The 18,189-nt window shown below is 64.5% G+C and carries 29 protein-coding genes; 1 reads left to right on the top strand and 28 read right to left on the bottom strand.

Features of this window, described 5'->3' with window-relative positions; genetic code table 11:
- Positions 1 to 25: 25 nt before the first annotated feature.
- Positions 26 to 2,161, top strand: coding sequence for a TonB-dependent receptor (locus VDQ83_RS17190; protein WP_455435828.1), 2,136 nt, complete (start codon positions 26 to 28; stop codon positions 2,159 to 2,161).
- Positions 2,162 to 2,373: 212 nt separating this feature from the next.
- Here the strand turns inward: VDQ83_RS17190 and VDQ83_RS17185 are convergent, their stop codons facing one another.
- From VDQ83_RS17185 to rpsJ, 28 genes are all read right to left on the bottom strand, one after another.
- Positions 2,374 to 2,886 carry a disulfide bond formation protein B gene (locus VDQ83_RS17185; protein ID WP_455435827.1) on the bottom strand — a complete coding sequence of 171 codons (513 nt, stop codon included), beginning with the start codon at positions 2,884 to 2,886 and terminating at the stop codon, positions 2,374 to 2,376.
- 177 nt (positions 2,887 to 3,063) lie between these two features.
- Positions 3,064 to 3,450: a 50S ribosomal protein L17 gene (gene rplQ, locus VDQ83_RS17180; protein ID WP_003470628.1), complete on the bottom strand. Its 387-nt coding sequence runs from the start codon at positions 3,448 to 3,450 to the stop codon at positions 3,064 to 3,066.
- 293 nt (positions 3,451 to 3,743) lie between these two features.
- Positions 3,744 to 4,742, bottom strand: a complete 999-nt coding sequence (locus VDQ83_RS17175) for a DNA-directed RNA polymerase subunit alpha (RefSeq protein WP_263397412.1) — start codon at positions 4,740 to 4,742, stop codon at positions 3,744 to 3,746.
- Positions 4,743 to 4,792: 50 nt separating this feature from the next.
- On the bottom strand, positions 4,793 to 5,422 hold the full coding sequence (gene rpsD / locus VDQ83_RS17170; RefSeq protein WP_010340454.1) for a 30S ribosomal protein S4: 630 nt from the start codon (positions 5,420 to 5,422) through the stop codon (positions 4,793 to 4,795).
- Positions 5,423 to 5,436: 14 nt separating this feature from the next.
- Positions 5,437 to 5,829 (bottom strand): 30S ribosomal protein S11, encoded by a 393-nt coding sequence (gene rpsK, locus VDQ83_RS17165; RefSeq protein WP_003470632.1) that lies wholly within the window; start codon positions 5,827 to 5,829, stop codon positions 5,437 to 5,439.
- Between the two features lie 9 nt (positions 5,830 to 5,838).
- Positions 5,839 to 6,195 carry a 30S ribosomal protein S13 gene (gene rpsM / locus VDQ83_RS17160; RefSeq protein WP_145701687.1) on the bottom strand — a complete coding sequence of 119 codons (357 nt, stop codon included), beginning with the start codon at positions 6,193 to 6,195 and terminating at the stop codon, positions 5,839 to 5,841.
- A gap of 339 nt (positions 6,196 to 6,534) precedes the next feature.
- Positions 6,535 to 7,905, bottom strand: coding sequence for a preprotein translocase subunit SecY (gene secY, locus VDQ83_RS17155; RefSeq protein ID WP_263397411.1), 1,371 nt, complete (start codon positions 7,903 to 7,905; stop codon positions 6,535 to 6,537).
- Positions 7,906 to 7,912: 7 nt separating this feature from the next.
- Positions 7,913 to 8,356: a 50S ribosomal protein L15 gene (gene rplO, locus VDQ83_RS17150; protein WP_003470637.1), complete on the bottom strand. Its 444-nt coding sequence runs from the start codon at positions 8,354 to 8,356 to the stop codon at positions 7,913 to 7,915.
- A gap of 6 nt (positions 8,357 to 8,362) precedes the next feature.
- Entirely contained in the window at positions 8,363 to 8,554 is a 192-nt protein-coding gene (rpmD, locus tag VDQ83_RS17145) for a 50S ribosomal protein L30 (protein ID WP_005408214.1), read from the bottom strand.
- Positions 8,547 to 9,092, bottom strand: a complete 546-nt coding sequence (gene rpsE / locus VDQ83_RS17140) for a 30S ribosomal protein S5 (protein WP_104557639.1) — start codon at positions 9,090 to 9,092, stop codon at positions 8,547 to 8,549. Before rpsE ends, rpmD begins: the two co-directional genes overlap by 8 nt.
- A gap of 157 nt (positions 9,093 to 9,249) precedes the next feature.
- Positions 9,250 to 9,609 carry a 50S ribosomal protein L18 gene (gene rplR / locus VDQ83_RS17135; RefSeq protein WP_003470642.1) on the bottom strand — a complete coding sequence of 120 codons (360 nt, stop codon included), beginning with the start codon at positions 9,607 to 9,609 and terminating at the stop codon, positions 9,250 to 9,252.
- A 93-nt stretch (positions 9,610 to 9,702) separates the two neighbouring features.
- On the bottom strand, positions 9,703 to 10,230 hold the full coding sequence (rplF, locus tag VDQ83_RS17130; RefSeq protein ID WP_263397409.1) for a 50S ribosomal protein L6: 528 nt from the start codon (positions 10,228 to 10,230) through the stop codon (positions 9,703 to 9,705).
- A 16-nt stretch (positions 10,231 to 10,246) separates the two neighbouring features.
- On the bottom strand, positions 10,247 to 10,645 hold the full coding sequence (gene rpsH, locus VDQ83_RS17125) for a 30S ribosomal protein S8 (protein WP_145701691.1): 399 nt from the start codon (positions 10,643 to 10,645) through the stop codon (positions 10,247 to 10,249).
- 260 nt (positions 10,646 to 10,905) lie between these two features.
- Positions 10,906 to 11,211 carry a 30S ribosomal protein S14 gene (gene rpsN / locus VDQ83_RS17120; RefSeq protein WP_179570573.1) on the bottom strand — a complete coding sequence of 102 codons (306 nt, stop codon included), beginning with the start codon at positions 11,209 to 11,211 and terminating at the stop codon, positions 10,906 to 10,908.
- Between the two features lie 110 nt (positions 11,212 to 11,321).
- On the bottom strand, positions 11,322 to 11,864 hold the full coding sequence (gene rplE / locus VDQ83_RS17115; RefSeq protein WP_145701692.1) for a 50S ribosomal protein L5: 543 nt from the start codon (positions 11,862 to 11,864) through the stop codon (positions 11,322 to 11,324).
- Positions 11,865 to 11,875: 11 nt separating this feature from the next.
- Positions 11,876 to 12,193, bottom strand: coding sequence for a 50S ribosomal protein L24 (gene rplX, locus VDQ83_RS17110; protein WP_009607346.1), 318 nt, complete (start codon positions 12,191 to 12,193; stop codon positions 11,876 to 11,878).
- Positions 12,194 to 12,208: 15 nt separating this feature from the next.
- Positions 12,209 to 12,577 carry a 50S ribosomal protein L14 gene (gene rplN / locus VDQ83_RS17105; RefSeq protein WP_003486699.1) on the bottom strand — a complete coding sequence of 123 codons (369 nt, stop codon included), beginning with the start codon at positions 12,575 to 12,577 and terminating at the stop codon, positions 12,209 to 12,211.
- A gap of 14 nt (positions 12,578 to 12,591) precedes the next feature.
- Complete coding sequence (rpsQ, locus tag VDQ83_RS17100) at positions 12,592 to 12,861, bottom strand: 30S ribosomal protein S17 (protein WP_263397408.1); 270 nt, start codon at positions 12,859 to 12,861, stop codon at positions 12,592 to 12,594.
- 11 nt (positions 12,862 to 12,872) lie between these two features.
- Positions 12,873 to 13,058 (bottom strand): 50S ribosomal protein L29, encoded by a 186-nt coding sequence (gene rpmC, locus VDQ83_RS17095; RefSeq protein ID WP_145701693.1) that lies wholly within the window; start codon positions 13,056 to 13,058, stop codon positions 12,873 to 12,875.
- Positions 13,058 to 13,471, bottom strand: a complete 414-nt coding sequence (gene rplP, locus VDQ83_RS17090; protein WP_003470657.1) for a 50S ribosomal protein L16 — start codon at positions 13,469 to 13,471, stop codon at positions 13,058 to 13,060. The genes rpmC and rplP overlap by 1 nt, the downstream gene beginning before the upstream one ends.
- 5 nt (positions 13,472 to 13,476) lie before the next feature.
- On the bottom strand, positions 13,477 to 14,211 hold the full coding sequence (gene rpsC / locus VDQ83_RS17085; protein WP_003470660.1) for a 30S ribosomal protein S3: 735 nt from the start codon (positions 14,209 to 14,211) through the stop codon (positions 13,477 to 13,479).
- An 18-nt stretch (positions 14,212 to 14,229) separates the two neighbouring features.
- On the bottom strand, positions 14,230 to 14,565 hold the full coding sequence (gene rplV, locus VDQ83_RS17080; RefSeq protein WP_003470663.1) for a 50S ribosomal protein L22: 336 nt from the start codon (positions 14,563 to 14,565) through the stop codon (positions 14,230 to 14,232).
- Positions 14,566 to 14,577: 12 nt separating this feature from the next.
- Positions 14,578 to 14,847 carry a 30S ribosomal protein S19 gene (gene rpsS / locus VDQ83_RS17075; RefSeq protein ID WP_003470666.1) on the bottom strand — a complete coding sequence of 90 codons (270 nt, stop codon included), beginning with the start codon at positions 14,845 to 14,847 and terminating at the stop codon, positions 14,578 to 14,580.
- Between the two features lie 6 nt (positions 14,848 to 14,853).
- Positions 14,854 to 15,681: a 50S ribosomal protein L2 gene (gene rplB, locus VDQ83_RS17070; protein WP_046979791.1), complete on the bottom strand. Its 828-nt coding sequence runs from the start codon at positions 15,679 to 15,681 to the stop codon at positions 14,854 to 14,856.
- Between the two features lie 10 nt (positions 15,682 to 15,691).
- A complete protein-coding gene (gene rplW, locus VDQ83_RS17065; protein WP_003470672.1) occupies positions 15,692 to 15,991 on the bottom strand; it encodes a 50S ribosomal protein L23 in 300 nt (99 codons plus the stop codon).
- Complete coding sequence (gene rplD, locus VDQ83_RS17060) at positions 15,988 to 16,593, bottom strand: 50S ribosomal protein L4 (protein WP_047325541.1); 606 nt, start codon at positions 16,591 to 16,593, stop codon at positions 15,988 to 15,990. The genes rplW and rplD overlap by 4 nt, the downstream gene beginning before the upstream one ends.
- Before the next feature lie 12 nt (positions 16,594 to 16,605).
- The gene (gene rplC / locus VDQ83_RS17055; RefSeq protein WP_455435826.1) at positions 16,606 to 17,256 is read right to left on the bottom strand and encodes a 50S ribosomal protein L3; all 651 of its coding nucleotides are present in this window, start codon (positions 17,254 to 17,256) and stop codon (positions 16,606 to 16,608) included.
- A gap of 11 nt (positions 17,257 to 17,267) precedes the next feature.
- The gene (rpsJ, locus tag VDQ83_RS17050; protein ID WP_003470680.1) at positions 17,268 to 17,603 is read right to left on the bottom strand and encodes a 30S ribosomal protein S10; all 336 of its coding nucleotides are present in this window, start codon (positions 17,601 to 17,603) and stop codon (positions 17,268 to 17,270) included.
- Positions 17,604 to 18,189: the final 586 nt, after the last annotated feature.

Genomic DNA, 18,189 nt, shown 5'->3' with positions numbered 1-18,189 from the left:
CCCACTCCTCCCGGTCCGCACTGCCATGACTCCTCGCCCCCTCTCCGCCGCCATCGCCCTGATCCTGCTGGCCGCCCCCGGCCTCGCGCTCGCCGCCGATGCGGCCATTGCCGATACCGGCCCCGAGCGCACCACCGACCTGGATGCGGTCAGCGTCACCGCCAAGCTCGAAGCCGCGCGCAACGCGCTGTCGCCGGACATCGGCAGCAGCCAGTACACGATCAGCGCCGAGGACATCGAGCGGCTGCCGCTGGGCGCCTCCACCCCGCTCAACCAGGTGCTGCTGCAGGCGCCGGGCGTGGTCCAGGACTCCTACGGCGGCATCCATGTGCGCGGCGACCACGCCAACCTGCAGTACCGCATCAACGGCGTGCTGATCCCCGAATCGATCTCCGGCTTCGGCCAGAGCCTGGACCCGCGCACGATCAAGAGCATCAAGCTGCTCGACGGCGCGCTGCCGGCGCAGTTCGGCGACCGTACCGCGGCGGTGGTGGACATCACCACCAAGAGCGGCGTGGAACTGGGCAACGGCGGCAGCGTCGGCCTCACCGGCGGCTCCTACGGCACGCTCAATCCGAACGCCTCCTGGTGGGGCAGCAGCGGCCGCTGGAGCTGGTTCGTCACCGGCGACTACGAGCAGAACAAGAACGGCCTGGAGAACCCGGTCGACAGCCGCAGTCCCGAGCACGACAAATCGCACCAGGGCAAGGGCTTCGCCGACCTCAGCTACCTGCTCGACGAGAACACCCGGCTCAGCCTGCTGGTCGGCTTCGCCAACAACCGCTTCCAGATCCCGAACAATCCCGGGCAGACGCCCGCGTTCGACTACCTGGGCACCACCGATTTCGATTCGTCCAGGCTCGACGAGAACCAGCGCGAGAACACCCGCTTCGGCACCTTGGTGCTGCAAGGCTCGCTCGGCGCCACCAGCTACCAGCTGTCGGCCGGGCAGCGCTACAGCAGCGTGGCGTTCTCGCCCGACATCGCCGGCGACCTGATCTTCAACGGCGTCGCCTCGCAGGTGGACCGCAGCAACCGCGCCAACACCGTGCAGGCCGACTTCTCCACCCCGCTCGGCGACGCGCACACGCTGCGCTACGGCCTGTACGGCAACTTCGAACACGCCATCGCCAGCAACAATTCCTACGTGTTCCCGGCCGATGCCGACGGCAACCAGGCCGCCAACGCACCGCTGTTCATTCCCGACGCCAGCCGTTTCCACGCCAGCACCTACGCGCTGTATCTGCAGGACGAGTGGAAGATCGGTAACGACTGGACCGTGAACTACGGCGTGCGCGGCGACCGCTACAAGGCGTTCGGCACTACCGAAGGCCAGCTCAGCCCGCGCCTGGGCGTGGTCTGGCAAGCCAGCGCCGACACCACCGTGCACGCCGGCTATGCGCGCTACTTCACCCCGCCGGCCAGCGAGCTGATCTCCACCAGCGACATCGCCCTGTACGACGGCACCACCAACCAGCAGTCCACCGCCGGCGGCGCGACCACGCCGCTGAGCGAGCGCAGCGACTACTACGACCTGGGCATCTCGCAGGTGGTCACCGAGCACCTGACCCTGGGCCTGGACACGTATTACCGCAGGGCCGACCGGCTGCAGGACGAAGGTCAGTTCGGCGCCGCCTACGTCTATTCCACCTTCAACTACCGCTATGGCCGCATCCGCGGCGCCGAATTCAGCGCCGACTACAGCAACGGGCCGGTCACCGCCTACTTCAACGCCGCCTACAGCAAGGCGATGGGCAAGCGGGTCATGACCAGCCTGTACAACTTCGACCCGGACGCGCTGGCCTACGCCTACGACAACTGGATCCACCTGGACCACGACCAGAAGTTCACCTCGTCCGGCGGCATCAGCTACGCGATCGACGACGCCAGCCGGGTCGGCGCCAACTACCTGTTCGGCAGCGGCCTGCGCACCGATACCGACACCGTGCCCAACGGCGCCGAGCTGCCCTCGTACTTCCAGCTGAACCTCAGCGCCGGCCACGACTTCGCGCTCAGCGCTCATCCGCTGCACGCGCAAGTGGCGGTGCTCAACGTGCTCGATCGCGCCTACCAGCTGCGCGACGGCGGCGGCATCGGCGTCTTCGCCCCGCAATGGGCGCCGCGCCGCGGCGTCTACCTGAGCCTGCAGCAGGACTTCTGAGGCGGGATGGGACAGGCCGCGCCCGGGGACACACGGGCCGGCCTGGATGCGCCGGTTGCAGCCAGCGATCCCCTGTAGGAGCGACTTCAGTCGCGACGGGCTCTACCGGTGACGCCTGTCGCGACTGAAGTCGCTCCCACAGGAACGCGACCGCCGACTGCGACCGACAGGCCCTGTGCTACGCACTCGCGGCACAGCACGCCGCGCACCGCTCAGTGCAGCGAACGCCGCCTGGTCTTGAACCCGGCGTACAGCGCGAACACCGCCAGCAGCACGAAGCAGATCAGGCACCACATCGGCATCGACAGGCCGAGGAAGCGCCAGTCGATAGTGCCGCAGTCGCCGGTCCCGGTCAGCACTCGGCGCAGCACCTCGAACGGCCCCAGCGTCTCGCGCAGGAAGCTCAGCGGCGGCCCGCAGGAGGCCATCGGATCGGGGAACAGCTGCACCGACACGTGCTTGGTGGAGATGCCGGCGCCGATCGCCGCGGCCAGGAACGTCAGCACCGCATAGATCTTGCGCCCGCCGCTGCGCGCCGGACCGTGCAAGGCGCCGAGCAGGAACAGCAGGCCCAGCGCGGCGAACGCGATGCGCTGGAAGATGCACAGCGGACAGGGCTCGATGCCGAGCTGCACCTGCACATAGATCGCGTAGCCCAGCAGCGCGGCGCAGATCAGAAAGCCGAGCAGGAACTGCGCGCGGAAACTCCAGCGTAACGGGTTCATCGGGTCGGGCTCACATGAACGATCCGGCATTATCCGCCATCGCCCGCCTCGCCACCATGTGCCGTGCGTCCACAGGTGCGGCGTGCCGCCGCGGCGCCCTTCGCGCAAAAACCCACTGCCCAGACGCAAAAAAGCCCGGACATGCCGGGCTTTCTGCTGACGCGGTGCGGGCCGGACTTACTCGGCCACTTCCTCGGCGATCGCGGTCGGGCGATCGACCAGCTCGACGTACGCCATCGGCGCGTTGTCGCCGGCGCGGAAGCCGCACTTCAGGATGCGCAGGTAGCCGCCCGGACGCGACTGGTAACGCGGGCCCAGCTCGACGAACAGCTTGCCCACTGCTTCCTTGTCGCGCAGGCGCGAGAAGGCCAGACGGCGATTGGCGACACCATCGACCTTGGCGATGGTGATCAGCGGCTCGGCGACGCGACGCAGCTCCTTGGCCTTCGGCAGGGTGGTCTTGATCAGCTCGTGCTTGAACAGCGAGGCCGCCATGTTGGAGAACATCGCCTGGCGATGGGCGCTGGTGCGGTTGAACTTGCGGCCGGATTTCTGGTGACGCATGGTCTTGATTCCTATGGAAAATTGAAACTGCTGGAGATCGCTGTCGCCGTCCTGGCGTTGAACAATGGACTGCGGATGGTCCGAGCCGGCCGTCCCTGACCGGACAACGCCGCGGGCTTGAAGACCCGTCGGCGTAGTTGTGCAACTGATGCGGCGCGAGGCGCCGCGAAGGCGCCCCTGCTTCCATCCCTGGCGGTCTTACCCGGGCTCCGTGGAGCCCTGCCCGGCCATCCATGACCGGACCTGCAGCGTCCGTGGCCGATGCCGGTGCGGCATCGGCCAGGTGCAGCTGCTTAGCCGAGCATGCCATGCTGGGCGACGCCGGCCGGCGGCCAGTTCTCCAGCTTCATGCCGAGCGACAGGCCACGCTGGGCCAGCACTTCCTTGATCTCGGTCAGCGACTTCTTGCCGAGGTTCGGGGTCTTGAGCAGCTCCACTTCGGTCTTCTGGATCAGATCGCCGATGTAGTAGATGCTCTCGGCCTTCAGGCAGTTGGCCGAACGCACGGTCAGTTCCAGGTCGTCGATCGGACGCAGCAGCACCGGATCCACGCCGTTGCTGGCCGGCTTGGCCGCGCCACGGTCGCGATGGGTGAAGTCGCCGAACACCGACAGCTGGTCGCTGAGGATGTCGGCGGCGGTGCGCACGGCTTCCTCGGCATCGATGGTGCCGTTGGTCTCGATGTCCAGGACCAGCTTGTCCAGGTCGGTCCGCTGCTCGACGCGCGCGGATTCGACCGCGTAGGCGACGCGGCGCACCGGCGAGAACGACGCATCCAGGACCAGGCGGCCGATGGTGCGGGTTTCCTCGTCCGGACGGCGACGCGCGGCGGCCGGCTGGTAGCCGAAGCCACGCTCGATCTTCAGACGCATGTTGATCGCCGTATCCTTGGTCAGGTGGCAGATGACATGATCGTTGTTGAGGATCTCGACGTTGTGGTCGACCTTGATGTCGGCAGCGGTCACGACGCCCGGACCCTGCTTGGACAGCGACAGCGTGGCGCTGTCGCCGGTGTGCATGCGGATGGCCACGTCCTTGAGGTTGAGCAGGACTTCAAGCACATCTTCCTGCAGCCCTTCGACCGTGGTGTACTCGTGCAGCACGCCGTCGATCTCGACTTCGGTGATCGCGAAGCCGGGGATCGAGGACAGCAGCACGCGACGCAGGGCATTGCCCAGCGTGTGCCCATAACCACGCTCCAAGGGCTCGATTACGACCTTGGCGCGGTTGTCGGTAAGGCGTTCGATCTGCGGCCCACGGGGGCGCAGAACCTGGTTGGCGGTAACCGTCATGTTGCGGGTTCTCCTGACGAGCCTCCGTTGCCGGAGGCTCTCCAATGTGATTACTTCGAATACAACTCGACGATCAGCGCTTCGTTGATGTCAGCAGGCAGGTCCGCACGATCCGGCACGGCCTTGAAGATGCCGCTGAACTTCTTCGAATCGACCTCGACCCAGGACGGGTTCAGGTCGTGCGTTTCGGCAACGGTCAGCGCTTCCTGCACGCGAAGCTGCTTCTGGGCCTTTTCCGACAGGGCGATCGCGTCGCCGGCCTTGACCTGGTAAGAGGCCAGGTTCACCGACTTGCCGTTGACCAGCACGCCACGGTGCGACACCAGCTGGCGCGCGGCCGGGCGGGTGACGGCGAAGCCCATGCGGTAGACGACGTTGTCCAGGCGGGTTTCCAGCAGCTGCAGCAGGTTCTCGCCGGTGTTGCCCTTCTTGGTCGAGGCCTTCTTGTAGTAGTTGCGGAACTGACGCTCCAGCAGACCGTAGATACGCTTGACCTTCTGCTTCTCGCGAAGCTGGGTGGCGTAGTCGGACAGCTTGCCCTTGCGGGCGGTCGCGCCGTGCTGGCCGGGCTTCTGCTCCAGCTTGCACTTGGAGTCCAGCGCACGCGCCGGGCTCTTGAGGGAAAGATCGGCGCCTTCACGGCGCGCGAGCTTACAGGTAGGACCGATATAACGAGCCATTTCTTATCGCTCCTTTAGACGCGACGCTTCTTCGGCGGACGGCACCCGTTGTGCGGGATAGGCGTCACGTCGATGATGTTGGTGATCTTGTATCCGACGTTGTTCAACGAACGGACGGCGGACTCGCGACCCGGACCCGGGCCCTTGATGCGCACTTCCAGCGACTTCACGCCGTAGTCGAGCGCAGCGCGCCCGGCCTTCTCGGCGGCAACCTGCGCCGCGAACGGCGTGGACTTGCGCGAACCGCGGAAACCAGCGCCACCGGAGGTCGCCCAGGACAACGCATTGCCCTGACGGTCGGTGATGGTCACGATGGTGTTGTTGAACGAAGCGTGGACGTGGGCGACGCCGTCGGTGACGACGCGCTTGATCTTCTTCTTGGTCTTTGCTGCTGCGGGCTTAGCCATGTCTGTCCCTTACTTCCTGATCGCCTTGCGCGGGCCCTTGCGGGTGCGGGCGTTGGTGCGGGTGCGCTGACCACGCAGCGGCAGGCCACGACGATGACGCAGGCCGCGGTAGCAGCCCAGGTCCATCAGTCGCTTGATGGCGATGCCCACTTCGCGACGCAGGTCGCCTTCGACGATGTACTTGCCGACTTCGAGGCGCAGGCGCTCGATTTCCGGTTCGGACAGGTCACGGATCTTGGTGGTCGAGGTCACGCCTGCGGCTTCGCAGACCTTCTTCGAACGGGTACGGCCGATGCCGAAAATGCTTTGCAACCCGACCCAGACGTGCTTCTGGGCTGGCAGGTTGACGCCTGCAATACGCGCCATGACGCGGTTCTCCAACTGAGTGATGGCCCGACGGCGCACTGCGGCGCCATCCGGCAGGATGGATCAAAAAGTGAACTTGTAAGTCTAGCAAGGTCTCGGGTTACATGGAAGCCCGTGGAACCTTTCGGTTCCGCAGGCCCGGCATGGGGAGTGTGCCCATGCTCCGGCGCCGGACGTCGTTGGCCAGGGTGAGGATCCACCTCGGCCGCCCGCGCTACTCCAGCGCAGGACCACCACGTCGCACCCACGCACGAGACCGCTGCATGGGCCGCCCTTCAAGTCGGAAGACTGCGCCCGGGAACCGGGGCGTCTTCGCGGAAGGAAGTCAAATTATAGCAATCAACCGCGGGCGAAACCGCCGCCGCGCGAGCCACCCTTGAGGTTGGCCTTCTTCAACAGGCTTTCGTACTGGTGCGACATCAGGTGCGCCTGGATCTGCGCGATGAAGTCCATCACCACCACGACCGCGATCAGCAGCGAAGTGCCGCCGAAATGGAACGAGGTGCCGAGCTGCGCGCGCATGATTTCCGGCAGCAGGCACACGATCACCAGGTACAGCGAGCCGGCCGCGGTCAACCGGGTCAGCACGCCGTCGACGTAGTCGGCGGTGGCCTTGCCCGGACGGATGCCCGGGATCAGCGCGCCGGACTTCTTCAGGTTGTCCGCGGTTTCCTGCGAGTTGAACACCAGCGCGGTATAGAAGAACGCGAAGCCGATGATCAGCGCGGCGAACACGATCATGTGCACCGGCTCGCCCGGGCCCAGCGCATTGGCGATGCGCTGCAGCCAGCTGCCGAAGGTGCTGTTGGAGGCGGCCTGGCCCGACCACATCGACAGCGTCGCCGGGAAGGCGAGGATGCTCGAGGCGAAGATCGGCGGAATCACGCCGGCCATGTTCAGCTTCAGCGGCAGGAACGAGGTCTGGTTCATGTACGCGTTGCGGCCGCCCTGGCGGCGCGCGTAATTCACCGTGATTCGTCGCTGCCCGCGCTCGACGAACACCACGAACAAGGTGAAGGCGAGGATGGTCAGCACGATCAGCAGCAGCGAGATGAACTGCAGGTCGCCATTGCTGTAGGCCTCCAGCGTCTGGATCGCCGCCGCCGGCAGGCCGGCGACGATGCCGGCGAAGATGATCAGCGACACGCCGTTGCCGATGCCGCGCTCGGTGACCTGCTCGCCGACCCACATCAGGAAGATGGTGCCGGCGGTCAACGCGATCACCGCGGTGAGCACGAAGCCCATGCCCGGCGCGTACACGACCGGTGCGCCGCCCGGTGCGGTCTGGTTCTGCAGCGCCAGCGCGATACTGCCGCCCTGCACCACCGCCAGCAACACCGCGCCGATGCGCGAATACTGGGTGATCTTGCGTCGGCCGGATTCGCCTTCCTTCTGCATCGCCTTCAGCGACGGGAAGATGTGCGTGGCCAACTGGATCACGATCGATGCCGAGATGTACGGCATCACGTTCAGCGCGAAGATGCTGAAACGGTGCAGGGCGCCGCCCGAGAACATGTTGAACATGTCCACGATGCCGCCGCCCTGCGCCTGCATCAGCGCAAGCATGGCTTCGGGATTGACGCCCGGCACCGGCACGTAGCAGCCGATGCGGTAGACGATCAATGCGCCGAGAACGAACAACAGGCGCTGGCGAAGTTCCGTGAACTTGCCGAGCCCGCCGCCGAGGTTACCCATGCCAGCCTGCGCCATCTGCGTGTTACTCCTGCACGCTGCCGCCGGCAGCTTCGATTGCCGCCTTGGCACCGGCGGTCGCGGCGATACCCTTGAGCACGAACTTCTTGCTCAGCTCGCCCTTGAGGACGACCTTGGCCTTCTTCGCGGTGCTCGGGACCAGCTTCGCAGCGCGCAGCGCGGCGAAATCGATCTCGCCTTCCGGCAGGTTGTCCAGCTGGTAGGACAGCACTTCGGCAGTGTCCTTGGCCATCTTGGAACGGAAGCCGATCTTCGGCAGACGGCGCTGCATGGGGGTCTGGCCGCCTTCGAAGCCGGCCTTGATCTTGCCGCCGCCCTTACGCGCGAACGAACCCTTGTGGCCGCGGCCGCAGGTCTTGCCCAGGCCCGAACCGATGCCGCGGCCGACGCGGGTGCGCTCGGTACGCGCGCCTTCGGCGGGCTTCAGATCATTCAGATGCAAAGTCATGGTCGCTTACTCCTCAACCTGGACGAGGTACTGAACCTTGTTGATCAGGCCGCGTACCTGCGGGCTGTCCTTCAGTTCACGCACATCGTTGAGCTTGTTCAGGCCCAGCGCACGCACCGACAGGCGGTGACGCGACTGGGTACCACGAAGGCCGCGCACCAGGCGCACCTTCACCGTCTTGTTGGACTCATTAGCCATGGTTGAGTTCCTCCACCTTCTTGCCGCGCTTGGCCGCGATGCGCGACGGCGACTGCATGTCTTCCAGGCCGCGCAGCGTGGCGCGCACCAGGTTGATCGGGTTGCGCGAACCGACCGCCTTGGCCAGCACGTTCTTGACGCCGACCGCTTCCAGCACGGCGCGCATCGCGCCGCCGGCGATGACGCCGGTACCTTCCGAGGCGGGCATCATGAACACGCGCGCCGCGCCGTGGCCGGACTTCACCGGGTGCCACAGGGTGCCGTTGTTCAGGTCGATGTTGAGCATGCCCTTGCGCGCATATTCCATCGACTTCTGGATCGCGACCGGCACTTCGCGCGCCTTGCCGTAACCGAAACCGATCTTGCCGTTGCCGTCGCCGACCACGGTCAGCGCGGTGAAGGTGAACTGGCGACCGCCCTTGACCGTCTTGCTGACGCGGTTGACCGCGACCAGCTTTTCGATCATGCCATCGTCGACTTTCTCTTCGCGGTTGCGGTCGCGATCACGACCCCGCGGTGCACGCTGTTCTTCAGCCATTGTGTATTCCTTGGTAGTTGAAAGATTTACGGCTTGCATGCCGCTTGTAGTTGTTGACTGGAACCGTGTTCCCCGGACGCGCGCAGAAGGCGCGCCAAGGTCCGATGCGGCCCGCATCGGCAGGTCGGGCGCGGCGTGGACGCCGCACCCGCAAGGATCAGAACTGCAGGCCGCCTTCGCGCGCGGCGTCGGCCAGCGCCTTGATGCGGCCGTGGTAGCGGTAGCCCGAGCGGTCGAAGGCGACCTTCTCGATGCCCGCGGCCTTGGCGCGCTCGGCGATCAGCTTGCCGACCTTGACGGCCGCCTCGCTGTTCTTGCCGCTCTTCAGGCCGTCCTTGACGTCGGCCTGCAGGGTGTTCGCCGCAGCGATCACCTTGGAGCCGTCGGCAGTGAAGACCTGCGCGTACAGGTGCTGGCCGGTGCGCAGCACCGACAGGCGGGCGACGCCGAGTTCGCGGATGTGCGCACGGGTCGACTTGGCGCGGCGCAGGCGGGCGATGTTCTTGTTGATGGTCATGATATGTGTCCTACGGAAGCGGATCGACTTTGGGCGAGAGACCTGTCGGATTCCCGGCCATGAATGGCCGGGTTCCTAGCAGAGCAACCTGCCTTATGCCTTCTTGGCTTCCTTGCGAATGATGACTTCACCGGCGTACTTCACACCCTTGCCCTTATAGGGCTCCGGCGGACGGAAACCGCGGATCTTGGCGGCGACTTCGCCGACGCGCTGCTTGTCGGCGCCCTGTACCACGATCTCAGTCTGAGTCGGGGCGGTCAGGGTGATGCCTTCCGGCGCCTTGAACACGACCGGATGCGAGAAACCGAGCGCCAGGCTCAGGTCCTTGCCCTGCATCGTGGCACGGTAACCGACGCCGACCAGCTCGAGCTTGCGCTCGAAGCCTTCGGACACGCCGTGCACCATGTTCGCCAGGATCGCGCGGACGGTGCCGGTGATGGCGATCTGCGACGGGTCGTTCGCCGACAGCGTGGCGACACCGTTTTCCTGCTGGATTTCAACGCCAGCCGGCTTCGGCAGCGACAGGGTGCCCTTCGGGCCCTTGACGCTCACCAGCTCGGGCTGGACATTCAGTTCGACGCCCTTCGGGAGGGAGATCGGCTTCTTGGCTACGCGGGACATTTACTTGCTCCTTCCCTTAGGCCACGAAGCACAGGACTTCGCCACCGACGCCGGCCTGACGGGCCTGCGCATCGGTCATGATGCCCTTGGACGTGGAAATGATGGCAACGCCCAGGCCGCCGAGAACCTTCGGCAGCTCGGCCTTACCGCGATACTGGCGCAGACCCGAACGGGACACGCGCTTGAGCGTATCGATGACCGGACGGCCCTCGAAATACTTCAGCACGATTTCCAGCTCGGACTTGTTGTTCTCGATCGCGTTGACGCGCAGGTCGCTGATGTAGCCTTCGGCCTTCAGCACTTCTGCGATCGCAACCTTGATCTTGGAGGACGGCATTTTCACCGTCGGTTTGCCAACCGCGGCCGCATTCTTGATGCGGACCAGCAGGTCGGCGATGGGATCAGTCATGCTCATGGTGTCTACCTTTGAGTGCACCGATATCCGCTTTCGCGAAAATCTTGTGATGTGTAGCTGTGGAATGACGCAGTGATGTGCAGCGTGAAGCATCCTGGAGAAGGCCAGGGCCTGGTCCCGCCGTCACCCGCTGGGCGCAGGCAAGGAGCGGGATTATACGACAAAAAGTCCGACTTGCGTCGGACTCGTTGACTGAACAGCAAGCGGGCGCGCGACCGCCCTGCCCCGGGCTCCGCGAACGGAGCCGGGACCGCCGGTTGTTACCAGCTGGCCTTGCGCAGGCCCGGCACGTCGCCGTTCATCGTCGCCTTGCGCAGCATGTTGCGGCCGAGGCCGAACTTGCGGTACACGGCGCGCGGACGACCGGACAGTTCGCAACGGGTGCGCTGGCGGCTCGGCGACGAATCGCGCGGCAGCTTCTGCAGCTTGACCACCGCGTCGGCCTTCTCGTCGTAGGACGAGCTGTCGGCGGCGATGATCTTCTTCAGCGCATCGCGCTTGTCGGCGAACTTCTTCGCCAGCTTCTTGCGCTTGATGTCGCGGTTGACCATGGAGGTCTTTGCCATCTGTAAATCCTCGGGATTCGAGATTGGGGATTGGAGATTCTCAGGAGCCGGGGCTTGGAGGGCGACGCCCTGCCAATCCCGAATCCCGAATCCCGAATCCCGGTTGTCAATCAGTTACGGAACGGGAACTTGAACGCTTCGAGCAACGCCTTCGCTTCGGCGTCGGTCTTGGCGGTGGTGGTGATGGCGATATCCATGCCGCGGATCGCATCGACGGCGTCGAAGTCGATTTCCGGGAAGATGATCTGTTCCTTCACACCCATGTTGAAGTTGCCGCGACCGTCGAACGAACGACCCGAGACACCGCGGAAGTCGCGCACGCGCGGCAGCGAGATGTTGATCAGGCGATCCAGGAACTCGTACATCTTGGCGCGACGCAGCGTGGTCTTGCAGCCGATCGGCCAACCATCGCGGATCTTGAACGACGCCACCGAGATACGCGACTTGGTGACGACCGGCTTCTGGCCGGAGACCTTGGCCATGTCGGCCACGGCGTTTTCCAGGATCTTCTTGTTCGTCGCCGCCTCGCCCACGCCCATGTTCAGCGTGACCTTGACCAGCTTCGGCACTTGCATCGGATTGGTGTAACCGAACTTCTTCATCAGAGCCGGTACCACTTCTTCCTTGTAGATCTTTTCGAGACGGGAATTCATTGTGTCATTCCTCAGGCGTCGAGCGCCTCACCGCTGGAGCGGAACACACGCAGTTTGCGTCCATCCTCCAGCACCTTGAAGCCAACGCGCTCGCCCTTGCCCGTTGCCGGGTTGACGATCGCCACGTTGGAAATATGGATCGACGCTTCACGCTCGACCACGCCGCCGGCAACGCCTGCCTGCGGGTTCGGCTTGGTGTGGCGCTTGACGATGTTCGCGTTGGAGACGATCACGCGATCGCCGTCGACGCGGACGATTTCGCCCTGCTTGCCCTTGTCCTTGCCGGTAGTGACGACGACCTGGTCGCCCTTCTTGATACGGTTAGCCATGTGTATGTCCTCCGCTCACAGCACTTCAGGAGCGAGCGAGACGATCTTCATGAACTTCTCGGAACGCAGCTCGCGGGTAACAGGCCCGAAGATACGCGTGCCGATCGGCTCCTGCTTGTTGTTGAGCAACACCGCAGCGTTGCCGTCGAAGCGGATCAGCGAACCGTCGGGACGACGCACACCCTTGCGGGTACGCACCACGACGGCGTCGTAGACTTCGCCCTTCTTGACCTTGCCGCGCGGGATCGCGTCCTTGACGGTGACCTTGATGATGTCGCCAATGTGCGCGTAGCGGCGCTTGGAGCCGCCGAGCACCTTGATGCACATCACTTCCTTGGCACCGGAATTGTCGGCGACGTCGAGGTAGCTCTGCATCTGGATCATGATTCAGATCTCCCTTATTCGGCCGAACGGGTGACGATTTCGACCACCCGCCAGTTCTTGGTCTTGGACATCGGCGCAATCTCGGTCACCCGCACCAAATCGCCTTCGTTGCAGGCGTTGTCGGCGTCGTGGGCGTGGAGCTTGGTCGAGCGCTTGATGTACTTGCCGTACAGCGCATGCTTGACCTGACGCTCCACCAGCACGGTGACGGTCTTGTCCATCTTGTTGCTGACGACGCGGCCTTCGACCGTGCGCAGCGTCTTGCTTTCGTTAGTGTCGCTCATGGCGGCCATCCTTACTTCGTGCTGCCGATCAGGTACTTCACGCGAGCAATCTCGCGGCGCACCCGGCGGGTTTCGTGGGTCTTCGGCAGCTGCCCGGTGACCTGCTGCATGCGCAGGGCGAACTGCTCCTTGCGCAGATCGGTCAGGTGGGACTTCAGATCGTCAGCCGACTTCTCGCGGAGTTGTTTGATGTCCATCAGCGTACCGTCCGGGTCACGAAGGTGGTGGTCACCGAAAGCTTGGCAGCGGCCAGGCGGAACGCCTCGCGCGCGACATCTTCGCCGACGCCTTCGATTTCATAGATCATGCGACCGGGCTGGATCTGGGCGACCCAGTACTCGACGTTGCCCTTACCGGAGCCCATTCGCACTTCGATCGGCTTCTTGGTGATCGGCTTGTCCGGGAACACGCGGATCCACATTTTGCCGCCGCGCTTGACGTAGCGGCTGATCGAGCGGCGCGCCGCTTCGATCTGGCGCGCGGTCAGCTGACCGTGCGCGGTGGCCTTCAGCCCGTACTCGCCGAAGCTGACGGCGTTGCCGCTCCATGCCAGGCCGTCGTTACGGCCCTTGTGCATCTTGCGGTATTTGGTTCGCTTGGGTTGCAACATTGCCGTTACCTCGCTTCACGAGCCGGACGCGACGGACGGTCACCACGGTCGCCGCGATCGTTACGATCGTTGCGCGGGGAATCGTCCTGCTTTTCCTGGCCAACCTGGGAGAAATCGAAGATCTCGCCCTTGTAGATCCATACCTTGATGCCGATGATGCCGTAGGTCGTCTTGGCTTCAGCGAAGCCATAGTCGATGTCGGCACGCAGCGTATGCAGCGGCACGCGGCCCTCGCGGTACCACTCGGAACGGGCGATTTCCGCACCGTTCAAGCGGCCAGCGACGTTGACCTTGATGCCCAGGGCACCCAGGCGCATCGCGTTGCCGACCGAGCGCTTCATCGCGCGGCGGAACATGATGCGACGCTCCAGCTGCTGCGCGATCGACTCGGCGACCAGCTGCGCATCCAGCTCCGGCTTGCGCACTTCGGTGACGTTGATGTGGGCGGGGACGCCCATCATCTCGCTCACTTCCTTGCGCAGCTTCTCGATGTCCTCACCGCGCTTGCCGATCACCACGCCCGGACGGGCGGTGTGGATCGTCACGCGCGCGGTCTTGGCCGGACGCTCGATCAGGATCTTGCTGATGCCCGCCTGCGCCAACTTCTTGCGCAGCATTTCGCGAACCTTGAGGTCGGCTGCCAGGTAACCGGCGAACTCGCCCTTGTTGGCGTACCACTTGGAATTCCAGTCCTTGGAGACACCCAAGCGGATTCCAATCGGATGAACTTTATGACCCATCGTCTTTTCCTTTCCGCTTTACTTGGCGGCGCCCACAACCACAGTGATGTGGCTGGTGCGCTTGAGGATGCGGGTACCGCGGCCTTTCGCCCGCGCCATGAAACGCTTCAGGGTCGGACCTTCATCAACCATGATGGTCTTGACCTTCAGCTCGTCAACATCCGCGCCCTGGTTGTTCTCGGCATTGGCGATCGCCGACTCCACCACCTTCTTGATCAGGTGGGCAGCCTTCTTATCCGAGAACTTCAGCAGGTTGACCGCCCGCTCGGCGGAAAGACCGCGCACCTGGTCGGCGACCAGGCGGGCCTTCTGCGGGGAGATGCGCGCAGTGCGCAGGATTGCTTTCGCTTCCATCGTCATCTCTCCTTACCGGCTCGACTTCTTGTCGCCACCGTGACCCTTGAAGGTCCGGGTGACGGCAAATTCGCCGAGCTTGTGGCCGACCATGTTCTCGTTGACCAGCACCGGAACGTGGTTCTTGCCGTTATGCACGGCGATGGTGAAGCCCACCATCTCCGGCAGGATCATCGAGCGACGCGACCAGGTCTTGATCGGACGCTTGCTGCCGGCCGCGGCCTCCACCTTCTTGACGAGGTGGTGATCGACGAACGGGCCTTTCTTGAGTGAACGTGCCATGGTCGATTAGCCCCTACGATCGCGGACGATGAATTGTTCGGTGCGCTTGTTATGGCGCGTCTTGTAACCCTTGGTCGGCACGCCCCACGGGGTGACCGGATGCGGATTACCCTGACCGGCCTTCGCCTCACCACCACCGTGCGGGTGGTCGACGGGGTTCATGGCCGCACCGCGAACGGTCGGGCGAACGCCGCGCCAGCGCTTGGCGCCCGCCTTGCCCAGCTTCTCGAGGTTGTGCTCGTCGTTGCCGACTTCGCCGATGGTGGCGCGGCACTCGACCGGCACCTTGCGCATTTCGCCGGAGCGAAGACGCAGGGTGGCGTAGATGCCTTCACGCGCGACCAGCTGCACCGCGGCGCCGGCAGCACGCGCGATCTGCGCGCCCTTGCCCGGCTTCAGCTCGATGCCGTGCACCGTCGTACCGACCGGGATGTTGCGCAGCGGCAGGGTGTTGCCGGTCTTGATCGGCGCATCCGAACCCGCGATCACCTGGTCGCCGGCCTTCAGGCCCTTCGGCGCGATGATGTAGCGGCGCTCGCCGTCGGCGTAGCACAGCAGGGCGATATGGGCGGTGCGGTTCGGATCGTATTCGATCCGCTCCACGCGCGCCGGAATGCCTTCCTTGTTGCGCTTGAAGTCGATCAGGCGGTAATGCTGCTTGTGGCCACCGCCGACGTGACGGGTGGTGATGCGGCCATGGTGGTTACGACCACCGGACTTGCTCTGCGGCTCCAGCAGCGCTGCATGCGGCGCGCCCTTGTGCAGATCGGGCGTGACCACGCGCACGGCCGAACGACGGCCGGGAGAAGTGGGTTTGAATTTCATCAATGGCATGGGATGGACCTCAGGCCTTGGCCGTTACGTCGATGGACTGGCCTTCGGCCAGACGCACGTACGCCTTGCGCCAATCGCCGCGACGACCGCTGCGCGAACGGAAGGACTTGTTCTTGCCCTTGACGTTCAACACGTTGACCGACTCGACCTTGACGTCGAACAGCTGCTCGACCGCGGCCTTGACATCGGCCTTGGTGGCTTCGCTCGAGATCTCGAAGACGTACTGATTGGAGAGTTCCTGCAGGCGCGCGGTCTTTTCGGAGACACGCGGGGCACGCAGCACGCTGAAGATTTTTTCGTTGCTGCTCATGCCAGCCACTCCTCGACCTTCTTGACCGCATCGGCGGTGATCACGACCGTATCGGCCCCGACCAGCGACACCGGATCCAGGCCCTGCACGTCACGCACTTCCACGTAGGGAAGGTTGCGCGCCGACAGGTACAGATGCTCGGACGCCTCTTCGGTCACGATCAGCGGGCGCTTGCCCACTTCCAGACCCTTCAGCTTCTCGATCAGATCCTTGGTCTTGCTGGCCTCGACGTCGAACGCGTCGACGACCATCAGGCGACCCTGGCGGTTGAGCTCCGAAAGGATCGCGCAGATCGCGGCGCGATACATCTTGCGGTTCACCTTCTGCTCGAAGCTGCGCGGCTTGGCCGCGAAGGTCACGCCGCCGCCGACGAAGATCGGAGCGGTCAGCGCGCCGTGGCGAGCGCCACCGCCCTTCTGCTTCTTCGACTTCTTGGTGGTGCCGTTGACTTCCGAACGCGTCTTCTGCGCCTTGGTGCCGGCGCGGCCCGCGTTGCGATAGGCGACGACGACCTGGTGAACCAGATCCTCGCTGAAATCGCGACCGAACACGGCGTCGGAGACCGAGACCTTGTTGTTGCTACCCGTGATAACGAGTTCCATCGTCATCTCTCCTTATGCCTTGCTAGCCGGACGCACGATCACGTCGCCACCGGCAGCGCCAGGCACAGCGCCGCGAATGGCGATGAGGCCACGCTCGACGTCGACCTTGACCACTTCCAGATTCTGCGTGCTCTGCTGCACCGCGCCCATGTGGCCGGACATCTTCTTGCCCGGGAAAACGCGACCCGGGGTCTGGCGCTGACCCAGCGAACCCGGCGCGCGATGCGACAGCGAGTTACCGTGGGTGGCATCGCCCATGCGGAAGTTGTACCGCTTGATGGTGCCCTGGAAACCCTTGCCCTTGGTGACGCCCTGGACGTCGACCTTCTGGCCGACTTCGAAGATGTCCGCCTTGATCTCGCCGCCGATGGCGTAATCGCTCAGCTGCGCGTCTTCAACGCGGAACTCCCACAGGCCGCGACCGGCTTCGACCTTCGCCTTGGCGTAGTGGCCGGAGGCAGGCTTGTTGACCAGCGCGGCGCGACGGGCGCCCACGGTGATCTGCACGGCGCTGTAGCCGTCGCTTTCGACGGTCTTGAGCTGGGTGATGCGGTTCGGGGTCGCTTCGATCAGGGTGACCGGAATGGAGCGGCCGTCTTCGGTGAAGACGCGGCTCATGCCGGCCTTGCGGCCCACGAAGCCCAACGAATATTTCTTCGTCATGGTCGTAGTCCTCAGGTCAACTTGATCTGGACATCGACGCCCGCCGCGAGCTCGAGCTTCATGAGCGCGTCCACGGTCTTGTCGTTAGGGCCGATGATGTCGAGCACGCGCTTGTGCGTGCGGGTCTCGTACTGGTCGCGCGCGTCCTTGTCGACGTGCGGAGAAACGAGAATGGTGTAGCGTTCGATCTTGGTCGGCAGCGGGATCGGGCCGCGCACTTGCGCGCCGGTCCGCTTCGCCGTCTCAACGATCTCGCTGGCCGAACGGTCGATCAGACGATGATCGAACGCCTTCAGCCGAATCCGGATCTTCTGATCCGCTTTCTGACCGGTCTTTTGCTCCGCCATGGCGGTGGGTTCCTTCGTTAAAAGAGCGACGGGCAAGGCCTCTGGGATACCTGCCCCGATTATTTCCTGATGTGTATACCGCCGAGCATCCAGCTGGCGAGGGCCATTCCTCCGCCCAAAAACTGAGGCAGACCAGTTACCCGGCCTGCCCAGACGGAAAAGTATAATGCGCAGCTACAGCACCGTCAACAGCGCGAGGCCGTTGAGTGCTCCATGCAACGCGACCTTCCCGGTCTGCGAACACGAGGGGCGTCCTGCCTCTCTTTTCGCGGTGTATCCGGCGCCCTACCCAGGAACGCCGAGCCGCGCATTATAGCGACTGTTTCACCCGCCCGCAACATCCCGCAGCCACGAATTGCACGATCCGTATTTGTCCGCAAAAACCACCAGTCACAAACGACGAAAGGCCGGCAGATGCCGACCCTTCGTTGCGACCGCCAGCCGAAGCCGCGGTCATTGTTGGCCGGATGCCCCATCGAGGGCGGCCGGCACATCATCGTCAGACGCGCCCGGCGACCGAAGTCGCCGGAGCGGGCATTACTTGATGATCTTGGCGACCACGCCGGCGCCGACGGTGCGGCCACCT

It is taken from the genome of Xanthomonas sp. WHRI 7945 (assembly GCF_035026585.1).
This window is presented reverse-complemented; position numbering and strand designations above follow the sequence as displayed.

Coding starts and splice junctions, on each gene's coding strand:
- VDQ83_RS17185 (WP_455435827.1), bottom strand. CDS start 2,886: ATGAACCCGTTACGCTGGAGTTTCCGCGCGCAGTTCCTGCTCGGCTTT.
- rpmD (WP_005408214.1), bottom strand. CDS start 8,554: ATGGCTAATGAGTCCAACAAGACGGTGAAGGTGCGCCTGGTGCGCGGC.
- rpmC (WP_145701693.1), bottom strand. CDS start 13,058: ATGGACATCAAACAACTCCGCGAGAAGTCGGCTGACGATCTGAAGTCC.
- rplO (WP_003470637.1), bottom strand. CDS start 8,356: ATGACTTTGCATCTGAATGATCTGAAGCCCGCCGAAGGCGCGCGTACC.
- rplC (WP_455435826.1), bottom strand. CDS start 17,256: ATGACGAAGAAATATTCGTTGGGCTTCGTGGGCCGCAAGGCCGGCATG.
- rpsQ (WP_263397408.1), bottom strand. CDS start 12,861: ATGAGCGACACTAACGAAAGCAAGACGCTGCGCACGGTCGAAGGCCGC.
- rplV (WP_003470663.1), bottom strand. CDS start 14,565: ATGGAAGCGAAAGCAATCCTGCGCACTGCGCGCATCTCCCCGCAGAAG.
- VDQ83_RS17175 (WP_263397412.1), bottom strand. CDS start 4,742: ATGACGGTTACCGCCAACCAGGTTCTGCGCCCCCGTGGGCCGCAGATC.
- rplR (WP_003470642.1), bottom strand. CDS start 9,609: ATGACCATCAACAAGAACATCGCCCGCCTGCGCCGCGCCAAGTCGACC.
- rplN (WP_003486699.1), bottom strand. CDS start 12,577: ATGATCCAGATGCAGAGCTACCTCGACGTCGCCGACAATTCCGGTGCC.
- rplQ (WP_003470628.1), bottom strand. CDS start 3,450: ATGCGTCACCAGAAATCCGGCCGCAAGTTCAACCGCACCAGCGCCCAT.
- rpsS (WP_003470666.1), bottom strand. CDS start 14,847: ATGGCACGTTCACTCAAGAAAGGCCCGTTCGTCGATCACCACCTCGTC.
- rplD (WP_047325541.1), bottom strand. CDS start 16,593: ATGGAACTCGTTATCACGGGTAGCAACAACAAGGTCTCGGTCTCCGAC.
- rpsD (WP_010340454.1), bottom strand. CDS start 5,422: ATGGCTCGTTATATCGGTCCTACCTGTAAGCTCGCGCGCCGTGAAGGC.
- rplW (WP_003470672.1), bottom strand. CDS start 15,991: ATGAGCAGCAACGAAAAAATCTTCAGCGTGCTGCGTGCCCCGCGTGTC.
- rpsN (WP_179570573.1), bottom strand. CDS start 11,211: ATGGCAAAGACCTCCATGGTCAACCGCGACATCAAGCGCAAGAAGCTG.
- VDQ83_RS17190 (WP_455435828.1), top strand. CDS start 26: ATGACTCCTCGCCCCCTCTCCGCCGCCATCGCCCTGATCCTGCTGGCC.
- rplB (WP_046979791.1), bottom strand. CDS start 15,681: ATGCCATTGATGAAATTCAAACCCACTTCTCCCGGCCGTCGTTCGGCC.
- rplX (WP_009607346.1), bottom strand. CDS start 12,193: ATGGCTAACCGTATCAAGAAGGGCGACCAGGTCGTCGTCACTACCGGC.
- rpsC (WP_003470660.1), bottom strand. CDS start 14,211: ATGGGTCATAAAGTTCATCCGATTGGAATCCGCTTGGGTGTCTCCAAG.
- rpsH (WP_145701691.1), bottom strand. CDS start 10,645: ATGAGCATGACTGATCCCATCGCCGACCTGCTGGTCCGCATCAAGAAT.
- secY (WP_263397411.1), bottom strand. CDS start 7,905: ATGGCGCAGGCTGGCATGGGTAACCTCGGCGGCGGGCTCGGCAAGTTC.
- rpsE (WP_104557639.1), bottom strand. CDS start 9,092: ATGGCTGAAGAACAGCGTGCACCGCGGGGTCGTGATCGCGACCGCAAC.
- rpsK (WP_003470632.1), bottom strand. CDS start 5,829: ATGGCTAAGCCCGCAGCAGCAAAGACCAAGAAGAAGATCAAGCGCGTC.
- rplE (WP_145701692.1), bottom strand. CDS start 11,864: ATGAATTCCCGTCTCGAAAAGATCTACAAGGAAGAAGTGGTACCGGCT.
- rpsJ (WP_003470680.1), bottom strand. CDS start 17,603: ATGGCGGAGCAAAAGACCGGTCAGAAAGCGGATCAGAAGATCCGGATT.
- rplF (WP_263397409.1), bottom strand. CDS start 10,230: ATGTCCCGCGTAGCCAAGAAGCCGATCTCCCTCCCGAAGGGCGTCGAA.
- rpsM (WP_145701687.1), bottom strand. CDS start 6,195: ATGGCGCGTATTGCAGGCGTCAACCTGCCAGCCCAGAAGCACGTCTGG.
- rplP (WP_003470657.1), bottom strand. CDS start 13,471: ATGTTGCAACCCAAGCGAACCAAATACCGCAAGATGCACAAGGGCCGT.